General features: G+C 64.6%; 17 protein-coding genes. 12 read left to right on the top strand and 5 right to left on the bottom strand.

Annotated features, from left to right (window positions below; genetic code table 11):
* Positions 1–89 precede the first annotated feature (89 nt).
* The 3 genes from ACQRAG_RS05815 (at position 90) to ACQRAG_RS05805 (ending at position 5,091) form a co-directional block, all read left to right on the top strand.
* A complete protein-coding gene (locus tag ACQRAG_RS05815; RefSeq protein WP_329968104.1) occupies positions 90–1,730 on the top strand; it encodes an FAD-dependent oxidoreductase in 1,641 nt (546 codons plus the stop codon).
* Between the two features lie 15 nt (positions 1,731–1,745).
* Positions 1,746–3,464 (top strand): FAD-dependent oxidoreductase, encoded by a 1,719-nt coding sequence (locus tag ACQRAG_RS05810; protein ID WP_297159220.1) that lies wholly within the window; start codon positions 1,746–1,748, stop codon positions 3,462–3,464.
* A 160-nt stretch (positions 3,465–3,624) separates the two neighbouring features.
* Entirely contained in the window at positions 3,625–5,091 is a 1,467-nt protein-coding gene (locus tag ACQRAG_RS05805) for an SLC13 family permease (RefSeq protein ID WP_240937647.1), read from the top strand.
* A 233-nt stretch (positions 5,092–5,324) separates the two neighbouring features.
* Here ACQRAG_RS05805 and ACQRAG_RS05800 read toward each other — a convergent pair whose 3' ends face one another.
* From ACQRAG_RS05800 to pyrR, 5 genes are all read right to left on the bottom strand, one after another.
* Positions 5,325–6,224, bottom strand: a complete 900-nt coding sequence (locus ACQRAG_RS05800) for an NAD(P)H-hydrate dehydratase (RefSeq protein ID WP_427803892.1) — start codon at positions 6,222–6,224, stop codon at positions 5,325–5,327.
* Positions 6,212–6,808 carry a DUF3343 domain-containing protein gene (locus tag ACQRAG_RS05795; protein WP_168935003.1) on the bottom strand — a complete coding sequence of 199 codons (597 nt, stop codon included), beginning with the start codon at positions 6,806–6,808 and terminating at the stop codon, positions 6,212–6,214. The genes ACQRAG_RS05800 and ACQRAG_RS05795 overlap by 13 nt, the downstream gene beginning before the upstream one ends.
* A gap of 47 nt (positions 6,809–6,855) precedes the next feature.
* Positions 6,856–7,074, bottom strand: a complete 219-nt coding sequence (locus ACQRAG_RS05790; protein ID WP_168935002.1) for a sulfurtransferase TusA family protein — start codon at positions 7,072–7,074, stop codon at positions 6,856–6,858.
* Positions 7,074–8,168: a YedE family putative selenium transporter gene (yedE, locus tag ACQRAG_RS05785; RefSeq protein WP_427803893.1), complete on the bottom strand. Its 1,095-nt coding sequence runs from the start codon at positions 8,166–8,168 to the stop codon at positions 7,074–7,076. The genes ACQRAG_RS05790 and yedE overlap by 1 nt, the downstream gene beginning before the upstream one ends.
* A 346-nt stretch (positions 8,169–8,514) precedes the next feature.
* Positions 8,515–9,051, bottom strand: coding sequence for a bifunctional pyr operon transcriptional regulator/uracil phosphoribosyltransferase PyrR (gene pyrR, locus ACQRAG_RS05780; protein WP_168935000.1), 537 nt, complete (start codon positions 9,049–9,051; stop codon positions 8,515–8,517).
* 120 nt (positions 9,052–9,171) lie between these two features.
* Between pyrR and ACQRAG_RS05775 the strand changes: the two genes are divergently transcribed.
* The 9 genes from ACQRAG_RS05775 to glyS all read left to right on the top strand — a co-directional run bounded on the left by ACQRAG_RS05775 (position 9,172) and on the right by glyS (position 20,096).
* Positions 9,172–9,498 carry an IscA/HesB family protein gene (locus ACQRAG_RS05775; protein WP_006004629.1) on the top strand — a complete coding sequence of 109 codons (327 nt, stop codon included), beginning with the start codon at positions 9,172–9,174 and terminating at the stop codon, positions 9,496–9,498.
* A gap of 171 nt (positions 9,499–9,669) precedes the next feature.
* Positions 9,670–9,996 (top strand): IscA/HesB family protein, encoded by a 327-nt coding sequence (locus ACQRAG_RS05770; RefSeq protein ID WP_168934998.1) that lies wholly within the window; start codon positions 9,670–9,672, stop codon positions 9,994–9,996.
* A 176-nt stretch (positions 9,997–10,172) separates the two neighbouring features.
* Positions 10,173–10,493 (top strand): IscA/HesB family protein, encoded by a 321-nt coding sequence (locus tag ACQRAG_RS05765; RefSeq protein ID WP_081446798.1) that lies wholly within the window; start codon positions 10,173–10,175, stop codon positions 10,491–10,493.
* Positions 10,494–10,705: 212 nt separating this feature from the next.
* Complete coding sequence (gene mfd / locus ACQRAG_RS05760) at positions 10,706–14,164, top strand: transcription-repair coupling factor (RefSeq protein ID WP_427803894.1); 3,459 nt, start codon at positions 10,706–10,708, stop codon at positions 14,162–14,164.
* 81 nt (positions 14,165–14,245) lie between these two features.
* Positions 14,246–15,184 (top strand): SurA N-terminal domain-containing protein, encoded by a 939-nt coding sequence (locus ACQRAG_RS05755; RefSeq protein WP_239463843.1) that lies wholly within the window; start codon positions 14,246–14,248, stop codon positions 15,182–15,184.
* Between the two features lie 75 nt (positions 15,185–15,259).
* Complete coding sequence (locus ACQRAG_RS05750) at positions 15,260–16,255, top strand: helix-turn-helix domain-containing protein (protein WP_304020521.1); 996 nt, start codon at positions 15,260–15,262, stop codon at positions 16,253–16,255.
* On the top strand, positions 16,255–17,007 hold the full coding sequence (recO, locus tag ACQRAG_RS05745; protein WP_427803895.1) for a DNA repair protein RecO: 753 nt from the start codon (positions 16,255–16,257) through the stop codon (positions 17,005–17,007). The genes ACQRAG_RS05750 and recO overlap by 1 nt, the downstream gene beginning before the upstream one ends.
* A gap of 116 nt (positions 17,008–17,123) precedes the next feature.
* Positions 17,124–18,002 carry a glycine--tRNA ligase subunit alpha gene (gene glyQ / locus ACQRAG_RS05740; protein WP_006004641.1) on the top strand — a complete coding sequence of 293 codons (879 nt, stop codon included), beginning with the start codon at positions 17,124–17,126 and terminating at the stop codon, positions 18,000–18,002.
* A gap of 3 nt (positions 18,003–18,005) precedes the next feature.
* The gene (gene glyS / locus ACQRAG_RS05735; protein ID WP_204625273.1) at positions 18,006–20,096 is read left to right on the top strand and encodes a glycine--tRNA ligase subunit beta; all 2,091 of its coding nucleotides are present in this window, start codon (positions 18,006–18,008) and stop codon (positions 20,094–20,096) included.
* Positions 20,097–20,147 lie beyond the last annotated feature (51 nt).

The following is a 20,147-nucleotide window of genomic DNA, read 5'->3' as shown; positions in this document are numbered from 1 at the left end:
AATAAAATATATTTTGGTACGCTCCTTGCTAATAAAAGGGAAAATTCAGGGGCAGCCCCGTGCTGCACATCCCATGCAAAGGAGCGGTTATGATTCAAAGTATCGATCCCGCAGCCTGTACCGGTTGCGGCAGCTGCACGAAAACCTGCCCGCTTGACGTATTTCGCCTTGAGACAGCACAGGAGCAGATATCCCCGTGCATGGCGGCCTGTCCTGCGGGTGTGGATATTCGCGGCAACCATTATCTGATCCAGCAGGGCAACCTGGACGAAGCCGCGCGCAATTATCTGGCTGTCCAGCCGTTCCCGGCCATCACCGGCCGTGTCTGCTTCCATCCCTGTGAATCCGCATGCGCCCGTGCCCGTGTGGACAGCGCTGTCAATATCAATGCCGTGGAGCATGTGCTCGGCGACTGGGCCGCGCAGATGCCGCTGGAAAAGCCCGTGCGCCGTCACATCAGCAAGGTGGCCGTGGTGGGTTCCGGTCCGGCCGGTCTTTCCTGCGCCTGGTTCCTGGCCCTCATGGGCTATCCTGTCACGGTCTTCGAAGCCCGTCCGTTTCCCGGCGGCATGCTGCGTTACGGCATCCCCGCCTACCGTCTGCCCGATGATGTGGTGGCCACCCAGGTCCGCCGTCTTGAAGAGATCGGCGTGCGTTTCTGCTGCAATACCCGCGTGGGCAAGGGCGCGGACGTCAGTCTGGCCGAACTGAAGCGCCGCGGCTACAAGGCCATCATGCTGGCCCCCGGTACCTCCGCCAGCCGCCGTCTGGAACTGGAAGGCAGCGATCTGCCCGGCGTGCACTGGGGGCTGGATTTCCTGAGCGCCTGCCGCAGCGATGAAAAGCCTGTCATCAGCGGTGACGTGGTGGTCGTGGGCGGCGGTGACGTGGCCGTGGACGCGGCCATCACGGCCCGTCGTCTCGGTGCCGCCCGAGTCCACATGGCCTGCCTGGAAAGCCGGGAAGAAATGCCCGCCTATCCCCACAACCAGAAGGATGCCGAAGACGAAGGGATCGAGTTCCATTGCGGCTTCGGGCCGGCCCGCCTGCTGCAGGAAGATGGCCGTCTGGTGGGCCTGGAACTGCATGCCTGCACCAGCCTCAAGGACGAGGAAGGCCGCTTCGCCCCCCGTTTCGACACTTCGTCCACCCTGCGCCTGGCCGCGTCGCACGTTATCTTCGCCATCGGCCAGGTCTCGGAACTGGACGGTTTTGCCGGTGATGTGAGCGTGGAACGCGGCCGCATCGTGGTGGAGGACATCACCCTGGCCACCAGCCAGTGGGGCGTGTTCGCCGCCGGTGACGCGGCCACGGGCCCGGCCTCTGTGGTGGCGGCCATCGCCGGTGGCCGTGAGTGCGCCATCTCCATCGACCGCATGCTCAAAGGGGCCGACATCCAGGGCGAGCGCGGCCGCAAGCGTCCCCAGGTTCCCGAAGACCGCCTGCCCGGCCAGGGCATCGGCCAGGAGCCCCGCCATGAGCGCGGCCGTGTGCCCGCCGATCCGCAGGATCCCATGGCGGAGAACGTGCGCCCCCTCGATATGGAAGCCTGCTTTGCCGAAGCCCTGCGCTGCATGACCTGCGGCAGCCGTTCGCGTATCGCCTACAATGACGACTGTATGACCTGTTTCACCTGTGAGCTGCGTTGTCCTTCCGGGGCCATCTTCGTGCATCCGTTCAAGGAACGGTTTGCCCGGACCCTTGATCAGGTTGACGTCGTAAAGAGCTAACTGCCGGAGGACATCATGAAAGAACCCAGAGGATACGAATACACGACGGACCTGCTTGTGGTCGGGTGTGGTTTCAGTGGCATGTGGGCGGCCATGCGCGCCAAGGATTTTCTTGACGACGTGCTGGTGGTGGACAAGGGCCCCCGTGACTGGGGCGGCCTTGGCGGCCTTTCGGGCGGCGACATGATCGTCAAACAGCCCGACATGAACCTTGATGACCTGCTGGACGATCTGGTCTATTACTACGATGGCTTGGCCGACCAGAAGCTGCTGGGGCAGATCCTGACCCAGTCCTATGACCGCTTCATGGATTTTGAGAACTGGGGCCACAAGTTCGTCCGCAACGACAAGGGCGAGCTGTGCTTCATCCCCCAGCGTGCGCTGGATTACATGCGCTTCTATTACTACCATCCCTACGGCATGGGCGGCATCGACAAGGCCCGCCTGCTCAAGCGGGAGTGCGAAAAGCGCGGCGTGCGCCGTCTGGGCCGTGTGGTCATCACCGACGTCATCACCGACGGCGAGCGCGTCACCGGTGCCGTGGGCTTCCACGCCCAGAGCGGCAAGCCCGTCTACATCCGGGCCCGTGCCGTGCTGCTGGCCACCAATACCGGCGGCTGGAAGCCTTCCTACCATCAGAACACCCCTGCCAGCGAAGGCGTGAGCATCGCCTGGAACGCCGGCTGCGCCATGCGCAACTTCGAGTTCTGGAAGGTCTGGAACGTGCCGGTGGACTTTGCCTGGGAGGGACAGACCGGTCTGCTGCCCAAGGGGGCCCGCTTCCTCAACAACAAGGGCGAAGACTTCATGCTCAAGTATTCCCCCAAGTTCGGCGCCAAGGCCGACCCGCATTACAATACGCGCGGCATGATCTGCGAAGTGCGCGCCGGTAACGGCCCCATCCTTTTCGACTGCAGCAAGATGTCGGCCGAAGACGTGGAGACCATGCGCCCGCGTGCGGGCTGGATGGGCCTTAACGACAAGAAGCTGCGGGCCATGGGCATGGACTTTTTCGCCCAGAAGCTGGAGTGGATGCCGCAGGTGCGCCATACCTACGGCGGCATCGTGGCCGATCTGGACGGCGCCACGGCCATCAAGGGCCTGTACGCCGCCGGTCTGGCCCGCAACCCCGACCCCGGTGTCTACATGGGCGGCTGGGCCACCTGCATCACGGCCACCACGGGCTATTCCGCCGGTGAGGCCGCGGCCCGTTTCGTGGAAGGCCATGACGCCGTCCCCTTCGACAAGGCCTATGCCGCTGACCGCCTGAACGGCATCCTGCGTTATCTGGGACGTGACGGCATCGCGCCCAAGGACGTCATCGCCGACATGCGCGAAGTCATGAGCGCGCCCGACGTGGCCCTGATGAAGACGGGGCGCGGCCTGAGCCGTGGCCTGGATCGCGTGGCCGAAGTGCGGGAAGAGTTCCTGCCCGAGCTGGGGGCCCGTGATGCCCACGAGCTGGCCAAGCTCTTTGAAGCGACCTCCACCGTGCTGCTGACGGATCTGTGCCTGACCGCGGCCCTGGCCCGCAAGGAATCCCGTGCCGGTCATTACCGCGAGGATTACCCCCAGCGTGACAATGCCAACTGGCTCAAGTGGATCGAACAGCGGCAGGTGGACGGACGGCATGAGCTGCACACCGTGCCCGTGCCCCTGGATGACTATCCCGTGAAGCCGTACCGCTATTACATGGACAACTTCACCTGGCCCGAACCTCCGCGTGCGGACTAGGCCGACGGCCCGGTGACTGGCCGGTGCCATCCCTTGCGGCATGAGCCGTGAGCGGTTCCTTCTGTGAGCCGGGGGCGTCTTCTCCCTGCCTCCGGCTCATTCCGTCCGCAACTTCATCCCCGCGCAGGGCCCCGTGCCCGCGCGATTTACAGGAAACGATATGTCAGCAACGACCCCGGAGAAGAAAGCTCCCCTGTCTCTTGCCTATTATGTCCACAGCCTCGTCTGTCTGTGCATCATGTTCGGCTTCGGCCTGCTGGACCCTGTGGAACCCCTGACCCCGCTGGGGATGCGCCTGGTGGGCGTGTTCCTGGGGGTGCTGTACGGCTGGGTGTTCATCGAGATCGTCTGGCCCAGCCTGGCCGGCCTGCTGGCCATGATGCTGGTGGGCGGCATGAAGCCCGTGACCCTGCTGAACAACAGTTTCGGCCACCCCATCGTGCAGATGATGTTCTTCATCTTCGTCTTCTGCGCCACCATCAACCACTACGGTCTGTCGCGCTTCATCTCCCTCTGGTTCATCACGCGCAAATTCGTGGCGGGCAGGCCGTGGCTGTTCAGCTTCACCTTCCTGGCCTCCATCTTCATCCTGGGGGCGCTGACCAGTGCCTCTCCGGCGGCGCTCATCGGCTGGAGCATCCTGTACGGCGTGTGCGAGGTCTGCGGCTACAAGAAGGGCGACAGCTACCCGACCATGATGGTCTTCGGCATCGTCTTCGCCGCCCAGATCGGCCAGTCCATGATCCCCTTCAAGCAGGTGGCCCTGACCGTGTTCAGTGCCTATGAGACCATGTCCGGCATGGGCATCGACTATGCCAAGTACATGCTCATCGCCTGCCTCATCTGCCTGCTGTGCGCCCTGTTCTTCATCGTGCTCGGCAAGTACATTTTCCGCCCCGACATGAGCAAGCTGCTCAATCTGGAAGCGGACAAGCTGGATACCGACGGCAGTCTGAACCTGACCGGCGTGCAGAAGACCGTGCTCCTTTTCCTCTTCCTGCTGGTGCTGCTGCTCCTGGCCCCCAACTTCCTGCCTGCGGACTTCTTCCTGACCCGCTTCCTCAAGGCCATCGGCAATACGGGTATCGTCATCCTGCTGGTGACGGTCATGGCGGCCATCAAGGTGGAAGGCAAGCCCCTGCTGAATTTCAAGGTCATGGTGGACTCCGGCGTCACCTGGGGCATCGTGCTGCTGCTGGCCTTCGTGCAGCCCCTGACCATCGCCATGGCGGCCCCGGGCAGCGGCATCACGGACTTTCTCATGCAGCTGCTGACGCCTTTCTTCGGCGAGAGCTCTTCCATCACGTTTGCCCTGTTCATCGGCTTCGCCGCCGTGGCCCTGACCCAGGTCATGAACAACGGCGCCGTGGGCGTGGTGCTCATGCCGGTCATCCACAGCTTCTGCCAGGCCTCCGGTATGGCGCCGGAGCTGCCGCTCATCATGGTGGTCATGGGCGTCCACTTCGCTTTCCTGACGCCTGCCGCCAGTGCCAGTGCGGCCCTGCTGCACGGCAACGAATGGTGCAATACCAAGGCCATCTGGAAGTCCTCGCCCCTCGCCATCCTGGGCGCTTACGCGGCCACGGCCATCGTGACCCTGCTGCTGGGCAGCCTGCTGTATTCCTAGGCATTCCCCCAGGCGGCACGACCCGGATGCGTGCCTCCACCGGAGCGGCCCTGCTGGAGGGCCGCTCCCGCAAAGGGGACGACCGGCAGCCGGTCATCACCGTAACCCAGCCATCAAAAAAGCTCCGCCCGCGCACAAGACGCAGGCGGAGCTTTTTTGATGGAGAAAACAGGGACACAGGGCAGGAGCAAGGTCTCGTTCCAGGCCTTGAAGGAACCTGCCGCAAAGCGGGCTCAGGCCCGGCCCAGGACGAGGATTTCGTCCCTGCTGCGGGGCAGGACTTCGGGCAGGGCGGCGATAAGGCGGCTCACAGGTGTGGACGGATCGGGCCGGCAATGGGCGGCCAGCAGGCGGGCCAGACGTGCGGCGGCCAGGGCGGCCGTGGCGGTGGGCAGACCGGCGCACAGCAGGCCGGTGACGAGGCCGGTCACGATGTCCCCGGTACCGCCGATGCACTCCATGGCCGGGACCGAGGGACTGTCCACCACGGCGTGGAGGCAGCCTTCGTGGATGATATGGTCGGCCTTGCCCTTGATGATCAGATTGGCCGGGCAGTTGCCGTGCTCCTGTGCCCGGGCCAGCAGCACGGGGATGTTCTGTTCCTCGGCCAGCAGGAAGCCGCGCGTATAGAAGGGGTGGGGCGCTTTTTCATCCGCCAGGAAGGCCAGTTCGCCCACGTCCGGAGTGAAGAGTTCGTAGGCATCGGCATAGCCGCTCATCTTGGCCACGTACATGAAGCCCGCATCGGCCACCATCAGGGGCGCGTTCTCCAGTTCCCGGACAGCCAGCAGCAGGCGGTTGTGCCAGTCCACGTCGGGGAAGAGGTAGTGGAAGGTCAGGCCGCGCGGGGCCAGGGCGGGCAGGGCTTTTTCCAGCCAGGCGTAGAGCTGGCGGCTGCCGGAACCGGAGCCGGTATCCCCGGCCAGCAGCAGGGCAGGGGGCGTGCAGCCAAGGGCCGCGCAGGTCTGCAGGGCCGTGGCTGCCAGGGCCGCGGTGCCCCGTTCCACGGGCACGGTACGGCCGTCAGGCAGGTGCAGGCCCGCTTCCGAAAGGCTGGCGCTACGCGGGGCGGGGCCTTCCGGCACCAGCAGAGAAAAATCAGGGTCGGGGATGGTTCCGGCTATGATCCACATGCGAGCTGTCTCCGTATCTCCTCAAAGGCTTTTTGCAGGCTGTAGCAGCACAGGGTCTGCCCCATGCTCAGCGGTTCGGGGGCCGTATCCAGCGTTTTGCCGCACAGGCAGTGGGCCAGCCAGGGCACGTCCGGGCAGCCGCCGCCGGAGATATTGACGATGCGTCGGTCGCGGCAGTCCACCGTGATCTTCATGTTGGCCGCGCGTACCATGAGCCAGTGTTCCAGACGGCTGGTCTGGAACAGGGACACGGGCTCCAGCAGCACGTCATGGGCGCTGACCACCTGTTCCGGCTCCAGATCGGCCGTTTTCAGGCTGGCCAGCACTGCGGCCTGGCGGATGAGCGGGAAGACCACCACCATGTCGCAGCCGGTACGCATCTGCGGGGGCGGGCCCTTGACGTCTACGTCAAAGCCCTGCTGCCGCAGCAGGCGTTCGGCCCGGATGACGTCGCCCGTATGGGAAAAAGCCAACAGCCCCCGGTCGGAAAGGGCGCGGGGGCCTGCATCGGGAGCGGACTCTTTTTTGAACAGGCCGCCCAGACGGCGACCGAGAGAGGAAAAAAGGGAATGCTTCGAGGTCATGCTTTTCCTGAAAAGGGGCGGCCGGAGCCGCCCCTGCATGGATTTTTTTAGGCCTGACGGCTGATCTCCAGCCGCCAGATGCCGTTCTCTTCACTTTCCGTCACATCGAAGCCGCTGTTGCGGGCCGCGCGGGTCACGTTTTCGCGGCTGGCCTCATTATCCACCAGGACGGAGAAAGGGCCTTCGGGCTGCTTTTTGGCAGCGGTCAGGAACATCAGGACAGGCTGGGGGCAGGAAAGCCCGCAAGTATCGATAAGGGTCGCCATTACGCACCTCGCTTGCAATTGAAGAAACCGATGAGCAGGCAGACGGCCAGGCCGCCCAGGGCGCCCAGCATGCCGTTGGGGCCGATGCCCGCCGTGCTGGAGGCCATGCCGAAGTTATGGGCGCAGGCCGCGCCCACGATGAGACCGACCACGAACACGGCTGCGTCGTTGTCGCCTTCACCGGCCATGAAGAGTTGGCGGCCGGGGCAGCCGCCGGCCAGGGCAAAGGCCAGACCGGCCGTCACCATGCCCAGGAAGTTCCACAGGCCGTCGGTATGGGCCACGGGCTGGCCGTCAAAACCGGGATGGAAGCCGCCGATGGCCAGATTGGCCACCAGCGCGGCGACCAGCATGGCCAGGAAGCCCAGGGCCAGATGCCACTGGTTGAACAGCAGGACGTCACGCACGGCGCCCATGGTGCAGAAGCGGCTGCGCTGGGCCAGGAAGCCCACCAGCAGACCGGCACCGAGCGAGAGCAGGAAGGGGGCGTGCATGGAGCCGGGGCCCTTGAGGGAGTAGAAGAGGACGCCGTTCTGGGCCTGTCCTTCCATGGGCGGGTTGAACAGATAGACGGCGACCAGGGCGAGCATGATGCCGGGCAGGATCAGGCCGGACGCCTTGCTCTGGCTCTGGCTGCGGCCCAGGGAGAAGCCCATGCGGAAGAAGACCGTGCCCAGACCGATGCCGACCACCAGGCCGGCCAGGCCGAACAGGGCGTTGGCGTCGCCGCCGGCCAGACGCATGATGACGCGCCAGGGGCAGCCCAGGAAGACCAGGGCGCCGATGGCTGCGATGACGCCCAGCAGGAAGCGGACGGCCGGAGCGGAGCCGCCGCGGGCGCGGTATTCGCCAAAGCAGAGGGCAGCGGCCAGGGAGCCCAGCACCATGCCCATGATCTCGGGACGCAGGTACTGGACGATGGGCGCGCGGTGCAGGCCCACGGCCCCTGCGATGTCGCGGTTGAAGCAGACCACGCAGATGCCCATGTTGCCGGGGTTGCCGGAGAACTGCAAAAAGACGGCGATCAGGCCCAGGATAAGGCCCGTGACCACGATGCCCGTGGTGGACGAGAAGAAATTGAAGCTGTTTTTCATGCGACCCCCCAAAAGACGGGATGCGGCAAAAGTTGAAAAAATGCGCGCAGATCCGTGACGGACCTAGGGGATGGGGGACCGTGATATGGCGAAGGTCAAGGAATCAGGACATGCCGTCGGCGCGACCACCCCGCTGCGCTCCACACCGTGAAGCCGGTGGTGTTGCGTCAGGTATGGTGCATGGGCATGGACGTGCTCCTTGGATCAGACGGGTCGTGATGGATAAGGGCAGCCTAGGAAAAGAACAGGGACGGGTCAAGTTCTTTCGGGAAAAAAGGGGACAGGCGGCCGGACCGGGAGCAGGGCGGGCATGAAAAAAGGGGCATCCGGCGGATGCCCCTGCAGGTCAGTTCTTGGCGGTCAGCAGGACTTCGTCCCGTCCGTCCCGTTCTTCCAGCAGGACGTCCACCTGCTCCTGCGGGCGGGTGTCCACGCTGCGGCCGATGTAGTCGGCCTGGATGGGCAGTTCGCGGTGGCCGCGGTCCACGAGCACCAGCAGCTCCACCTTGCGGGGACGGCCGTAATCCAGCAGGGCCTCCAGGGCGGCACGGATGGTGCGTCCGCTGAACAGCACGTCATCTATAAGGATGATCTCCGCGTTGTCCACCGGGGCGGTGATGCGCGACTGGCCGATGTGGGGCTTGCCTTCCAGGCTGGTCCAGTCGTCACGGTACAGGTTGATGTCCAGCGTGCCCAGGGGCAGGGGGCGCTGCAGCTTCTGCTGCATCAGGGCGCCCAGGCGGCGGGCCAGGTCGGCGCCGCGGCGTTCGATGCCCACCAGCATGACGCGCTCGCACTGCCCGTGCCGTTCCAGCACTTCGCAGGCAAGACGTTCCAGAATACGGGTCATTTCCTCTTTGTCCAGCAGCAATGTCGTGGGCATAATTCCTCCAGAAGTGATGTCTTTCCATACGCCTTTTTGGCAGCGGAGAAAAGCCCCGCGAGCGATTGACAATCTTTGGGGCTGACCTTACATGTTACGGGCAACACTGGAGGTAGTGCCATGCTTACGTTGACCGATGCCGCCCAGAAGGAACTGGAAGGTTTTTTTGCCGACAGGGAAAAAGCGACCGTTCGCATCTACCTTGCCCCCGGCGGCTGCTCCGGCCCGCGCCTTGCTCTGGCGCTGGACGAAGCCGGTGAGAACGATACCCGGATCGAACAGGGCGGTTTTGCCTTCTGCATCAACAATGAACTTTTGCAGCAGGTGAAAAGCGTCAGTATCGATGCCAACTACCTTGGCTTTCTGGTGACCCCCGAAGTGCCCCTGCCGTCGTCGGGCGGCAGCGCCTGCGGCGGTTGCTGCGGTGCCTGCGGCAGCCACCAGTAGCCTTTGACGGGAAGGCGCAGCATGTTCCTTCCCGCGTCATCCCTGCTCTGACGATACCTGTCACCTCCTGCGTCAACAGTTGCCGCACCGGCAACGGGCGCTGCCCTGAACGGCGCCTCTTCCCCTGCGGGATACGGGAAGTCCGGGACGCGGCATCGTCAAGGAGAAGGAATGATCACTTTGTCTGAAAATGCCCGCAAAGAGCTGGAAGCCTATTTTGCGGACAAGGAACGCCAGACCATCCGTGTGTATCTTGCTCCCGGCGGCTGCTCCGGCCCCCGGCTCGTCCTGGCTCTGGACGAACCCGGGGACGAGGACGCCAGGTTCGAACAGGACGGCTTTGCGTTCTGCATCAACAAGGAATTGCTGCAACAGGTGAAGAGCGTCAGCATAGATTTGAGCTATCTGGGCTTCACCGTGACCCCCGAAGTGCCCCTGCCTTCGTCGGGCGGCAGTTCCTGCGGCGGTTGCTGCGGCAGCTGCGGCAGTCATCAGTAGTCCCTGTCCGGTGGGGCCGGCTGTCCCGGCCCGGCCGGTTTTGTCATAACAGAAGGTCCCGTCTTCTGTTTCCATCAACTGCCGTTACCGGCGGAGAGGGCCTGTTGCCCCAGGGCATCGGTCCCGGTTCCTGACGGGCAGGACGCTCCGCAGATACGGCCCAGAGAGGAATAGGAATGATCACTCTGTCTGAAAACGCTCGTAAAGAGCTGGAAGCCTACTTCGCGGACAAGGAACGCCAGTCCATCCGCGTGTTTCTTGCCCCCGGCGGCTGAAGCGGCCCGCGTCTCGCCCTGGCTCTGGATGAGCCTAACGCACAGGACAGCACCGAGGAAGTTGACGGTTTCACCTTCTGCATGGCCACCGACCTGGTGGCGCAGATCAAGGGCGTCAAGATTGATATGACCTACATGGGATTCACCGTGGATCCCGAGGTGCCGCTGGCCTCTTCCGGCAGCAGCTGCGGCAGTTGCGGCAGCAGCTGCGGCAGTCACTAGGCGGATCGTGATCCGTCGGCTGTCCGTGCGGGGAAATGTTCCCACACCGCCCGGGATGTGCATGCACGCATCCCCCCGGGTCGCTTGAAGCATGGCCCCCGACAGCTACAGATAAGAGATCCCGCAAGGCGGCCTTCGGGCCGCCTTTTTTGAACCCTTTCCCAGGATTCGGCGTCGTTGGTGGCGTCGTTTTTGCTTTTCCGGCGGACAGTATGGCAGATATCCTTTCCCTGCTTTCAGGGCCGGCCGAGGCCCGACACTGGCAGCGCAGCGGCATGGCGTCCTGTTGCCGTCTTGCCTGCGCCGCGCTGGCCCAGGGACGCAGCAGCGTCATCCTGGTGCGCGACCGTGAGGAATACACGGCGGCGCGCGCACTGCTGACCCTTTTTTCTCCTTCGCTTTCCCTGGCTGACATGGCCCCTGATGTCCCTGCCTGGAAACTGCCCTTTGCCGCGCTCCCTGCCGGCCTTTTGCTGCGCCGTGACCGGGATTCGTGGGCAGGACGGCTGGCGGCCCTGTACGGCCTTGCCCAGGGCGGACCCCGCTGCCTCATCCTGAGCACGGAAGCGCTGCTGCTGCGCCATGTGCCCCGCGATTTCTTTGCCGAGCACACGCTCGACCTGACGCGGGGCAGCGACTATCCGCCGGAGCTGATCCTCGATCAGGCCGTGGAGTGGGGGTACGAACGAGTCCCCCTGGTGACCCGGCCGGGGCAGATGGCCCGGCGCGGCGACATCTTCGACATCTTCCCGTCCGGCTATCCGCGTCCTGTGCGCATGGAGTTTTTTGGCGATACGCTGGAAGAACTGCGCCTGTTCGATGCCGAGAGCCAGCGCTCCCTGCAGGGTCTGGACGAGCTGACCCTGCTGCCGGCCCTGCCTTTCGTGCTGGATGCGCAGGGCCTGGCCGCGGCCCGCAAGCGCATGGATGCCCTGTTCGCCGGGGCGCGCATCAGCGAGAACGACTGCTACACCTTCAAGAAGACCCTGGATGCCGGCGGTCTGGGCCTGCTGCCGGGCGTGGTGCACGAAAAGGCCAGCACCATCGCGGACTGGCTGCCCGAGGAGCCGCTCTGGTTCCTGCCAGGACAGGCGGACTGCGATGCGGCCCTGCACGGGACGGCCATGCAGTTGCGCGACCAGCTGGAAGAAGATGATGCGCCCCTGCCGCAGCCGTCCGCCCTGTGCCTGTGCGGCAGCCTGCAGGATCTGCCCTGGGAAAAGGCCCGCCGTTTTTATCTGGAGCCCCTGGTCATGGGCGTGGACGCCGTGGGGGACGACGTACAGGAACGTCCGCTCCATGCCTTTACGGATCTTTTCCCCGTCCCCGGCGCGGCCGACCGGCCGTGGCAGCATCTGTCTGCCGGTCTGAAGGAATGGCAGAACCGGCGCCGTCAGGTGGTGCTGAGCTTCTCCTCGCAGCGCAGCCGGGCCAAGTTCCTCAAACTGGCCGAGCAGGAAGGCATCACGCCTGCCTTGCGTTATGCGCCGGAACAGCGCGGACTGTTCGCCCTGGTCTCCCCCTGGCGTTCGGGTGCGGAGCTGGTCTGGGACGATGTGCTCGTGCTGGGCGAGGACATCCTCTATCCGCGTGCGGAAAAGAAGGCCCGTGCCTCCTCGCGTGCGTTCAAGGGACTGGACAGCTTCGATGACCTCAAGGCCGGGGACCTGCTCGTCCACCGGGATTACGGCATCGGCCGTTTTGCCGGTCTGCACCATCTGGTGCAGGGAGGACAGGGCAATGACTTCCTTCTGGTGGAATACTCCGGGCAGGACAGGCTCTATGTGCCGGTGGACCGCCTGGGGCTCATCCAGCGCTTCAAAGGTGGCGAGGGTGCGGAACCGGCCCTTGACCGTCTGGGCGGCGCCAGCTGGAGTTCCGGCAAGGAGAAGGTCCGCAAGGCCATCGAAAAGATTGCGGCCGACCTGGTGGAGATGTACGCCTACCGCAAGGTGGCCAAGGGCTTCCGCTACGACCCGCCGGGCGAGCTGTACCACGAGTTCGAGGCGACCTTCGGCTTTGAGGAGACCCCGGATCAGGCCCGGGCCATCGAGGACGTTTTGGCCGACATGGACAAGTCCGAGCCCATGGACCGTCTGGTCTGTGGTGACGTGGGCTTCGGCAAGACCGAAGTGGCCCTGCGCGCCGCCTTCCGCGCGGCCAGCGAGGGGCGTCAGGTGGCCCTGCTGTGTCCCACTACGGTGCTGGCCGAGCAGCATTACCAGACCTTCCGGGCCCGTCTGGCCGGTTTCCCGGTCACGGTGGGTCTGCTGAGCCGTTTCGTGCCCCGTGCCCGGCAAAAGGAAGTCCTCAAGGCCGCGGCCGAGGGGCAGATCGACATCCTGCTGGGCACGCACCGCCTGCTGTCGTCGGACGTGTCCCTGCCCAATCTTTCCCTGCTCATCCTGGACGAGGAACAGCGCTTCGGCGTGCGGCACAAGGAAAAGCTCAAGGCCCTGAAAAAGAACGTGGACGTGCTGACCCTGACGGCCACGCCCATCCCGCGCACCCTGCAACTTTCCATGTCCGGCATCCGCGACCTTTCGGTCATCGAGACCGCGCCGCAGGACCGCAAGCCTGTGGCCACGGCCGTGCTGCGGCGTGACGATGCCACCCTGCGCACGGTACTGGAGCGCGAGCTGGCGCGGGAAGGTCAGGTGTTCTGGGTCTACAACCGTGTCCAGGGGCTGGAGCGCGTGGCCGAATATGTGCGCAAGCTGGTGCCCACCGCCCGGGTGGGGATGGCGCACGGCCAGATGTCGGAAAGCGAGCTGGAAAGCAACATGCACAAGTTCTGGCACGGCGAGCTGGATGTGCTGGTCTGTACGGCCATCGTCGAGTCGGGCCTGGACTTTCCCCGCGCCAACACCCTGGTGGTGGACCAGGCCCAGCTCTTCGGCCTTGGCCAGCTCTATCAGCTGCGGGGCCGGGTGGGCCGCAGTGACCGTCAGGCCTACGCCTTCTTCGTGGTGCCCGATACGGAGCATCTGAGCGAAGTGGCCGAGGAGCGGTTGCGCATCATCATGGACATGGACTATCTGGGGGCCGGTTTCCAGGTGGCCATGGAAGACCTGCGCCTGCGCGGTGCGGGCAACATCCTGGGCGAGGTGCAGTCCGGCCATATGGGCCGGGTGGGGCTCGACCTGTATCTGGAGATGCTGGAAGAGGCCGTGGCCCGCCTCAAGGGCACGCCCGTCACCCAGGACGTGGAGACGGAGCTCAACCTCGGTCTGCCTGCCCATATCCCCCAGTCCTACATCGAGGATGGCCGGGAACGCCTGCGCTGCTACAAGGCGCTCACGTCGGCCGCCAGCGGCGCGGCCCGCGAGGAAGTGGCCCTTTCCATGCGCGACCGTTTCGGCAGCTTCCCGCAGGAACTGGTCAACTTCATCGCCGTGCTCGATTTCAAGCAGTTCCTGAGCCATTTGCAGGTCCAGCGTGCGGACATCTATCTGGATCATGTCCGTCTGGTGTGGGGCGACGGCCAGACCGCCGTGCAGCCGGAGCGCATCCTGAAACTGGTGGCTTCCATGAAGGGCGCCCGGATGCTGCCGCCGGCGTCGCTCATGCTGCCCCTGCCTGCGGACAAGGATTTTGCCCAGGGACTGCAGGGGCTGCGACAGGCCCTGGAAAACATCCGCACGCCGGAAGCTCCGGGCGGCACGGCCTAGGCCGCGGCGATTGCCAAAGAGGGAAATATTGGCTATTTTCGGCTGCTACTACAGCCTATGCGCATAACGGGAGAATTTGCCTTGAAAAAATATGCCCTTCTGATCCTGATGGCATGGCTCTGCCTGGCCTGCACGGCCCAGGCTGCCCAGCTCAACAAAATTGCCGCGGTGGTCAACGGCCAGGTCATCACCATGTTCGACCTGCAAAAGGCCGCGCTGCCTGAACTGGGGCGTGCCCGTCTCAATCCCAATGACCCCAAGCAGGCCGACAAGGTCAATGTGGTCTTCCGCAAGGTGCTGGATTCCATGATTATGGACATCCTGCTGGAACAGGAGGCCAAGCGTCTGAGCATCACGGTCTCCGACAGCGAGATCGATCAGGAACTGACCAAGATGATGAAGATGCGCCGCCTGAACCGCGCCCAGTTCGAAGCCGAGCTGAAGAAGCAGGGCATGAGCGTGGATGAGCTGCGCAAGAGCATGAAGACCAACATGCTGCGCCAGCGCGTCATGGGGGCCGAAGTGGGCCGCCGCGTGGTGGTGACCGATGACGAGATCCGCGCCTACTACGAAAAGCACAAGGACACCATGTATGACCGCAACGGTCTGCATATGGGCCTGATCGTCTACAATCCCAATGTCAATGCCAGGAGCATCGCGGCACAGATCGCTTCCGGAGCCCTTTCGTTCGAAGAGGCCGCCCGCAAGTATTCCATCGCTCCCAATCGCGAAAAGGGCGGCGACATGGGCCCGGTGGAGTGGGGACGCCTCAATCCCGAGTGGGAGACCCGCCTGAACAAGATGAAGCCCGGCGATGTGACCGACATCTTCACCGTGCAGGGCCACAAGGCCCAGGTGCATCTGTTCCGTCCCGGACAGAGCGGTCCCGGCCGTCCCATGACCTTTGAGGAAGCCCGGCCCGTCATCGATAACATCCTGCGCCAGCCCAAGGCCATGGAGCGTTTTGACGAATACTCCCAGCAGCTGCGCAGCAAGGCCGTCATCGATATCCGTCTGTAAGATACTGCCTTCCGGCCGGAACCAGACGGGGAGACCCGGCCGGCAGATACCCGCTTTCCCCGTATCGAGGTTTGCATGACTTTTGAAGAACTGGGTGCGGCGCTGTGCGCGGAGCGCGAACGCCGCGGCCTGAGCCTTGATGATGTGGCCGCCCACCTGAAGATCAGCACGCGGCTCATCCAGGCCCTGGAGAGCGGGGATCTTTCCGCCTTGCCCCATCCTGCCTATACCAAGGGCTTTTTGCGGGCCTATGCCTCGTACATGGCCCTGGATCCCGAAGCCGTGGCGGAAGTGGCGCACGCCCTGCAGCCCGCGGCGGCCACGGAATGCACCGTCATGGGGGGCGACGAGGACCTGCGCAGCAATCCCGCCATCTTGCGTCACGGCGCCCGTCAGGGCATCGCGGGCTGGCTGCGTGTCTTCATCCTGCTCATCCTGGTGGTGGCGCTGGCCGGTGGCGGCTGGATGCTGTGGCAGCGGGGCGTATTCAAGGATCTGACCGGTAGCAAGGAACAGAGCCTGCCGACTGCAGAGCCTGCAGCCGTGGCTCCTGCCCCTGAGCCGGTGGCTCCGGCACCGTCTGCCACGACGCCTGCGGCGCCTGCTCCGGCCGGTGCCCAGACTGTCCCGGCCCCCCAGGGCAATGGCGGCACGGCCGCTCCTGCCGGCGGTGTGGCGCCTGTGCCCGGTACCGCACAGCCTGAACGCAGTGCCGCGCCCGCATACACGGGCATGATGGATACCCGTCCTGCGGAGCTGACCTGGGGCCAGACGGCCAATGCCGCCACGGTCCAGGATACGGCCGCCCAGGATCCGTCCCTGCCTGCTGGCATGCACCGTGTGGTGGTGACCGGTATCGGCGAATGCTGGATGCGGGCCACCGTGGACGGGGAAGTGCGCCAGTTCTCGGTGCGCAAGGGCGACATCATCACTCTGGAATTTGCCAAGGCCCTGGAGGTAAAGCTGGGCAACGCCGGTGGGGTCCAGGTCTCGTATGACGGGACGGAACTGCCGGCTCCCGGTCAGGCCGGTCAGGTGAAGACCCTGGTCTTCCCGCCTGCCGCCAACTGATGGAATGGACCGACCAGGCCCTCGTGCTGCGCATGGGGGCCTTTCGTGAGTCGGATCTCTGGCTCAAGCTGTTGTGCCGTGAACATGGCCTGCTGACGCTGTTCGCCTTTGGCGGCAGCTGCAGCAGGCGACGCTTTTGCGGCTGTCTGGATGTGCTGAACAGCCTGCAGTGCCGTGTCCGTTCCTCAAAGGACGGGCGTTTCCTCAATCTTGAGGAGGCGGCCTTGCTGCAGGGGCCGCGCCTGCTGCGGCGCAACTGGCAGCGCATGGGGCTGGCGGCCAACTGCCTGCGCTTTGTGGAAGCCATGGGCGTAGGGGAGGACGCCGCGACGGAAGCCTTCCTACTGGTGGAGGATCTGCGCGCGGTACTGGAGGCGGAAAAGGCCCCGCCTGTGCTCCTGCCCCTGTATTTCCGCCTGCGTCTGGCCGGGGCCCTGGGCTTTGCCCCCAACCTGGGGCAGTGCGGCCGGTGCGGCCGGACCATCAGCGAGGACGCGCTCTTCGTGGTCGATGAAGGCCAGCTGCGCTGTTCCTCCTGTCGCAGCAGCCGCTTCGAACTGGAGCGTTATGGCGTGGAGATCCCCGCACAGGGGCTTGACCTTCTGCGCCATGTACAGCAAAGTTTCCCGTCCGGGTGGCCGGACGGCGAGCTGCCGCCCCCGGTGCGGCGGGCCTGTGCCCGGGCCATCGATGGTTTTGTCCAGTACCATCTGGGGCTGGCCTGGGAAGGGAACTATTTTCGTCGGGTTTGAGTCTGCCCGTCCCGTCTGCGGGACAAAAGACGAACGAAGGGGACGCGTCGGACTGGCGGCGCCGTAGCTGACGCGAGCGTCGCGTCGTGCCGAAATGTGTTAAAAAAGGACTGCACATGTATTTTCAGGATGTCATCCTTACCCTGCAACGCTACTGGGCGGAGCAGGGCTGTGTCGTGGAACAGCCTTCAGGCGTGGAATGCGGGGCGGGGACGTTCAACCCCAACACCTTCCTGCGCGTGCTGGGCCCCGAACCCTGGAGCGTGGCCTATGTGGAACCCAGCCGTCGTCCCACTGACGGCCGCTACGGGGAAAACCCCAACCGCCTGCAGCGCTACTTCCAGTTCCAGGTCATCATGAAGCCTTCTCCTGCCAATGTGCAGGAACTGTATCTGGAAAGCCTGAACGCCCTGGGCATCAATCCCGCCCAGCACGATATCCGCTTTGTGGAAGACGACTGGGAATCGCCCACCCTGGGCGCCTGGGGCCTGGGCTGGGAAGTGTGGCTCAACGGCATGGAAGTGAGCCAGTTCACCTACTTCCAGCAGGTGGGCGGCATCGACCTGCATCCCATCAGCGTGGAGCTGACCTATGGTCTGGAACGTCTGACCATGTATCTGCAGGGCGTGGAATCCGTTTACGACCTGAAGTGGAACAAGAACGTGACCTACGGCCACATCTACCACCAGAACGAAGTGGAGCAGTCCAAGCACAATTTCGAGGCCAGCAACCCCGAGATGCTGCTGCGTCATTTCAATGATTTTGAAGGCCAGTGCAAGGCCATGCTGGAGCAGAACCTGCCCTGGCCCGCCTATGACTACTGCCTCAAATGTTCCCACACCTTCAACCTGCTGGATGCGCGCGGCGCCATCTCCATCACGGAACGTGCCGGCTATATCGGCCGTGTGCGCGCTCTGGCTGCAGGCGTGGCCAAACTGTATGTGGCCCAGCGTGAAGAGCTGGGGTATCCGATGCTCAACACCGAGGCGAGGTAAGGCATGGCGACCTTTGTGCTTGAAATTGGCAGCGAAGAACTGCCTGCCCGTTTTTTGGCCGGCGAAGAAGCCGAACTGGCCGCCCGTTTTACGGCGGCCCTGCAGGAAGCCAGTGTGGAACACGGCGCCCTGCGTACCATGAGCACGCCGCGTCGTGCCATCGTCATCATCGAGGACGTGAACCCCGTGCAGCAGGAGCGCGAGGAAGAAGTGGCCGGCCCGCCGGTGCGTGTGGCCTTTGCCGCTGACGGCAAGCCCACCAAGGCCCTGGAAGGCTTTGCCCGCACCAACGGCGTGAGCGTGGACGATGTGTACCGCATCACCACCGAAAAGGGCGAATACGTGGCCGTGCGCAAACGCATCGGCGGCGCTGCCGTTGCCGATCTGCTGGCCGAGATCTGTCCCGCCGTCATCACCTCCCTGCCGTTCGGCAAGCGCATGCGCTGGGGCAGCAATACCCTGGCCTATGCCCGTCCGCTGCGCTGGATCGTGGCCCTGCTGGATGACGCCGTGGTGCCCTTCACCGTGGGCCCCGTGGCTTCCGGTCGCGAGACCATGGGCCACCGCATCCACGGTCATGGTCCCTTCAGCGTGGCCCATGCCAATGAGCTGCTGGCCGTGCTGGCTGACAAGGGCGGCCTGACGCCCGATGCCGCCGACCGCCGCAAGGTCATCGTGGAAGGCGGTGACGCCCAGGCTGCCGCCATCGGCGGCAAGGTGCTGTGGCGTGACGGCCTGCTGGACGAGGTGCAGGGCCTGACCGAACATCCCGTGCCCCTGCTGGCCGACTTCGATCCTTCCTATCTGGAAGTGCCCCGTGAAGTGCTGCTCACCAGCATGGAAAGCCATCAGAAGAGCTTTGGTATCGAGGCTGCCGACGGTACCCTGATGCCGCACTTCCTGACCGTGCTCAACATCTCCCCCGAGGACATGAGCCTGGTCAAGCACGGCTGGGAACGCGTGCTGCGTGCCCGCCTGGAAGATGCCCGTTTCTTCTGGCATGCCGACCTGCGCGACAATTTCGACTACTGGCTGGAAAAGCTGGATCACGTCATCTTCATCGGCCGTCTGGGCACCATGGGCGAAAAGACCCGCCGTCTGGAAGCCCTGTGCCGCTGGCTGGCCGAGAACGTGGCCCAGGGCAAGGTCAGCGCCGAGGACGCCGCCCGTGCCGGCCGTCTGTCCAAGGCCGACCTGGTGACCGGCATGGTGGGCGAGTTCGATACCCTGCAGGGCATCATGGGCGGCATCTACGCCGAGCGCAAGGGCGAGACCCCGGTGGTGGCCCAGGCCCTGCGCGAACAGTATCTGCCCGCCGGCCCCGACAGCCCCGTGCCTGCCAGCCTGTGCGGCGCGCTGCTGTCCATGGCCGACAAGGCCGATACCCTGGTGGGCTGCTTCGGCCTGGGCATGATCCCCACCGGCGCTGCCGACCCCAATGCCCTGCGCCGTTGCGCTCTGGGCATCATCCGTATCGCTCTGGAGTTCGACCTGCACTTCGACATCCGTCAGCTGTTCGCCCGTGCTCACGAACTCTATGGTGACCGCCAGTGGAAGCTGGCTCCGCAGGAAGCCCTGGACAAGCTGCTGGACTTCTTTGCGGGCCGTGTGCGCAATTACTGGCAGAACCGTGGCGAAGACAGCCTGCTGGTGGATGCCGCTCTGGGCGCCGGTGTGGCTGATGTCTGCCAGTGCGGGGCCCGCCTGGCCGCCCTTGCCCAGTTCAGCAAGGAAGCCGGCTATGCCGAGGCCGTGCAGACCTTCAAGCGTGTGGCCAACATCGTCCGCAAGCAGGGCGCGGCTGAACAGCTTGCCGCTGCCTGGCAGGCTGACCTGCTGCAGGAAGATGCCGAAAAGGCCCTGGCCGCCACGCTGGACGATCTGCTGCCGCGTCTGGACAGCCTGTGGGAGGCCGGTGACCATACCGCCGCCCTCAAAACGCTGCTGGAAGTCCGTCCTGTGGTGGATGCCTTCTTCGACGGCGTCATGGTCATGTGCGATGATGCGGCGCTGCGCGCCAACCGCCTGGCCATGCTCAATGCCCTGGGCACCCGGTTTGCTCGGCTGGCGGATTTTGCCGCCCTGCAGATCTAAAATGTGGCAAGGGGCACTGCCCCTTGCATGAAAATGCGCCAATATGGCCGC

The organism is Desulfovibrio sp. SGI.230, assembly GCF_050313065.1.
GTDB lineage: Bacteria > Desulfobacterota > Desulfovibrionia > Desulfovibrionales > Desulfovibrionaceae > Desulfovibrio.
This window is presented reverse-complemented; position numbering and strand designations above follow the sequence as displayed.

Bases quoted from the DNA above. Each gene is read 5' to 3' on its own strand.
- glyS (WP_204625273.1), top strand. From the start codon at position 18,006: ATGGCGACCTTTGTGCTTGAAATTGGCAGCGAAGAACTGCCTGCCCGT.
- ACQRAG_RS05810 (WP_297159220.1), top strand. From the start codon at position 1,746: ATGAAAGAACCCAGAGGATACGAATACACGACGGACCTGCTTGTGGTC.
- ACQRAG_RS05795 (WP_168935003.1), bottom strand. From the start codon at position 6,808: ATGACCTCGAAGCATTCCCTTTTTTCCTCTCTCGGTCGCCGTCTGGGC.
- glyQ (WP_006004641.1), top strand. From the start codon at position 17,124: ATGTATTTTCAGGATGTCATCCTTACCCTGCAACGCTACTGGGCGGAG.
- ACQRAG_RS05775 (WP_006004629.1), top strand. From the start codon at position 9,172: ATGCTTACGTTGACCGATGCCGCCCAGAAGGAACTGGAAGGTTTTTTT.
- ACQRAG_RS05800 (WP_427803892.1), bottom strand. From the start codon at position 6,224: ATGTGGATCATAGCCGGAACCATCCCCGACCCTGATTTTTCTCTGCTG.
- yedE (WP_427803893.1), bottom strand. From the start codon at position 8,168: ATGAAAAACAGCTTCAATTTCTTCTCGTCCACCACGGGCATCGTGGTC.
- ACQRAG_RS05805 (WP_240937647.1), top strand. From the start codon at position 3,625: ATGTCAGCAACGACCCCGGAGAAGAAAGCTCCCCTGTCTCTTGCCTAT.
- mfd (WP_427803894.1), top strand. From the start codon at position 10,706: ATGGCAGATATCCTTTCCCTGCTTTCAGGGCCGGCCGAGGCCCGACAC.
- ACQRAG_RS05790 (WP_168935002.1), bottom strand. From the start codon at position 7,074: ATGGCGACCCTTATCGATACTTGCGGGCTTTCCTGCCCCCAGCCTGTC.
- ACQRAG_RS05770 (WP_168934998.1), top strand. From the start codon at position 9,670: ATGATCACTTTGTCTGAAAATGCCCGCAAAGAGCTGGAAGCCTATTTT.
- pyrR (WP_168935000.1), bottom strand. From the start codon at position 9,051: ATGCCCACGACATTGCTGCTGGACAAAGAGGAAATGACCCGTATTCTG.
- ACQRAG_RS05815 (WP_329968104.1), top strand. From the start codon at position 90: ATGATTCAAAGTATCGATCCCGCAGCCTGTACCGGTTGCGGCAGCTGC.
- recO (WP_427803895.1), top strand. From the start codon at position 16,255: ATGGAATGGACCGACCAGGCCCTCGTGCTGCGCATGGGGGCCTTTCGT.
- ACQRAG_RS05750 (WP_304020521.1), top strand. From the start codon at position 15,260: ATGACTTTTGAAGAACTGGGTGCGGCGCTGTGCGCGGAGCGCGAACGC.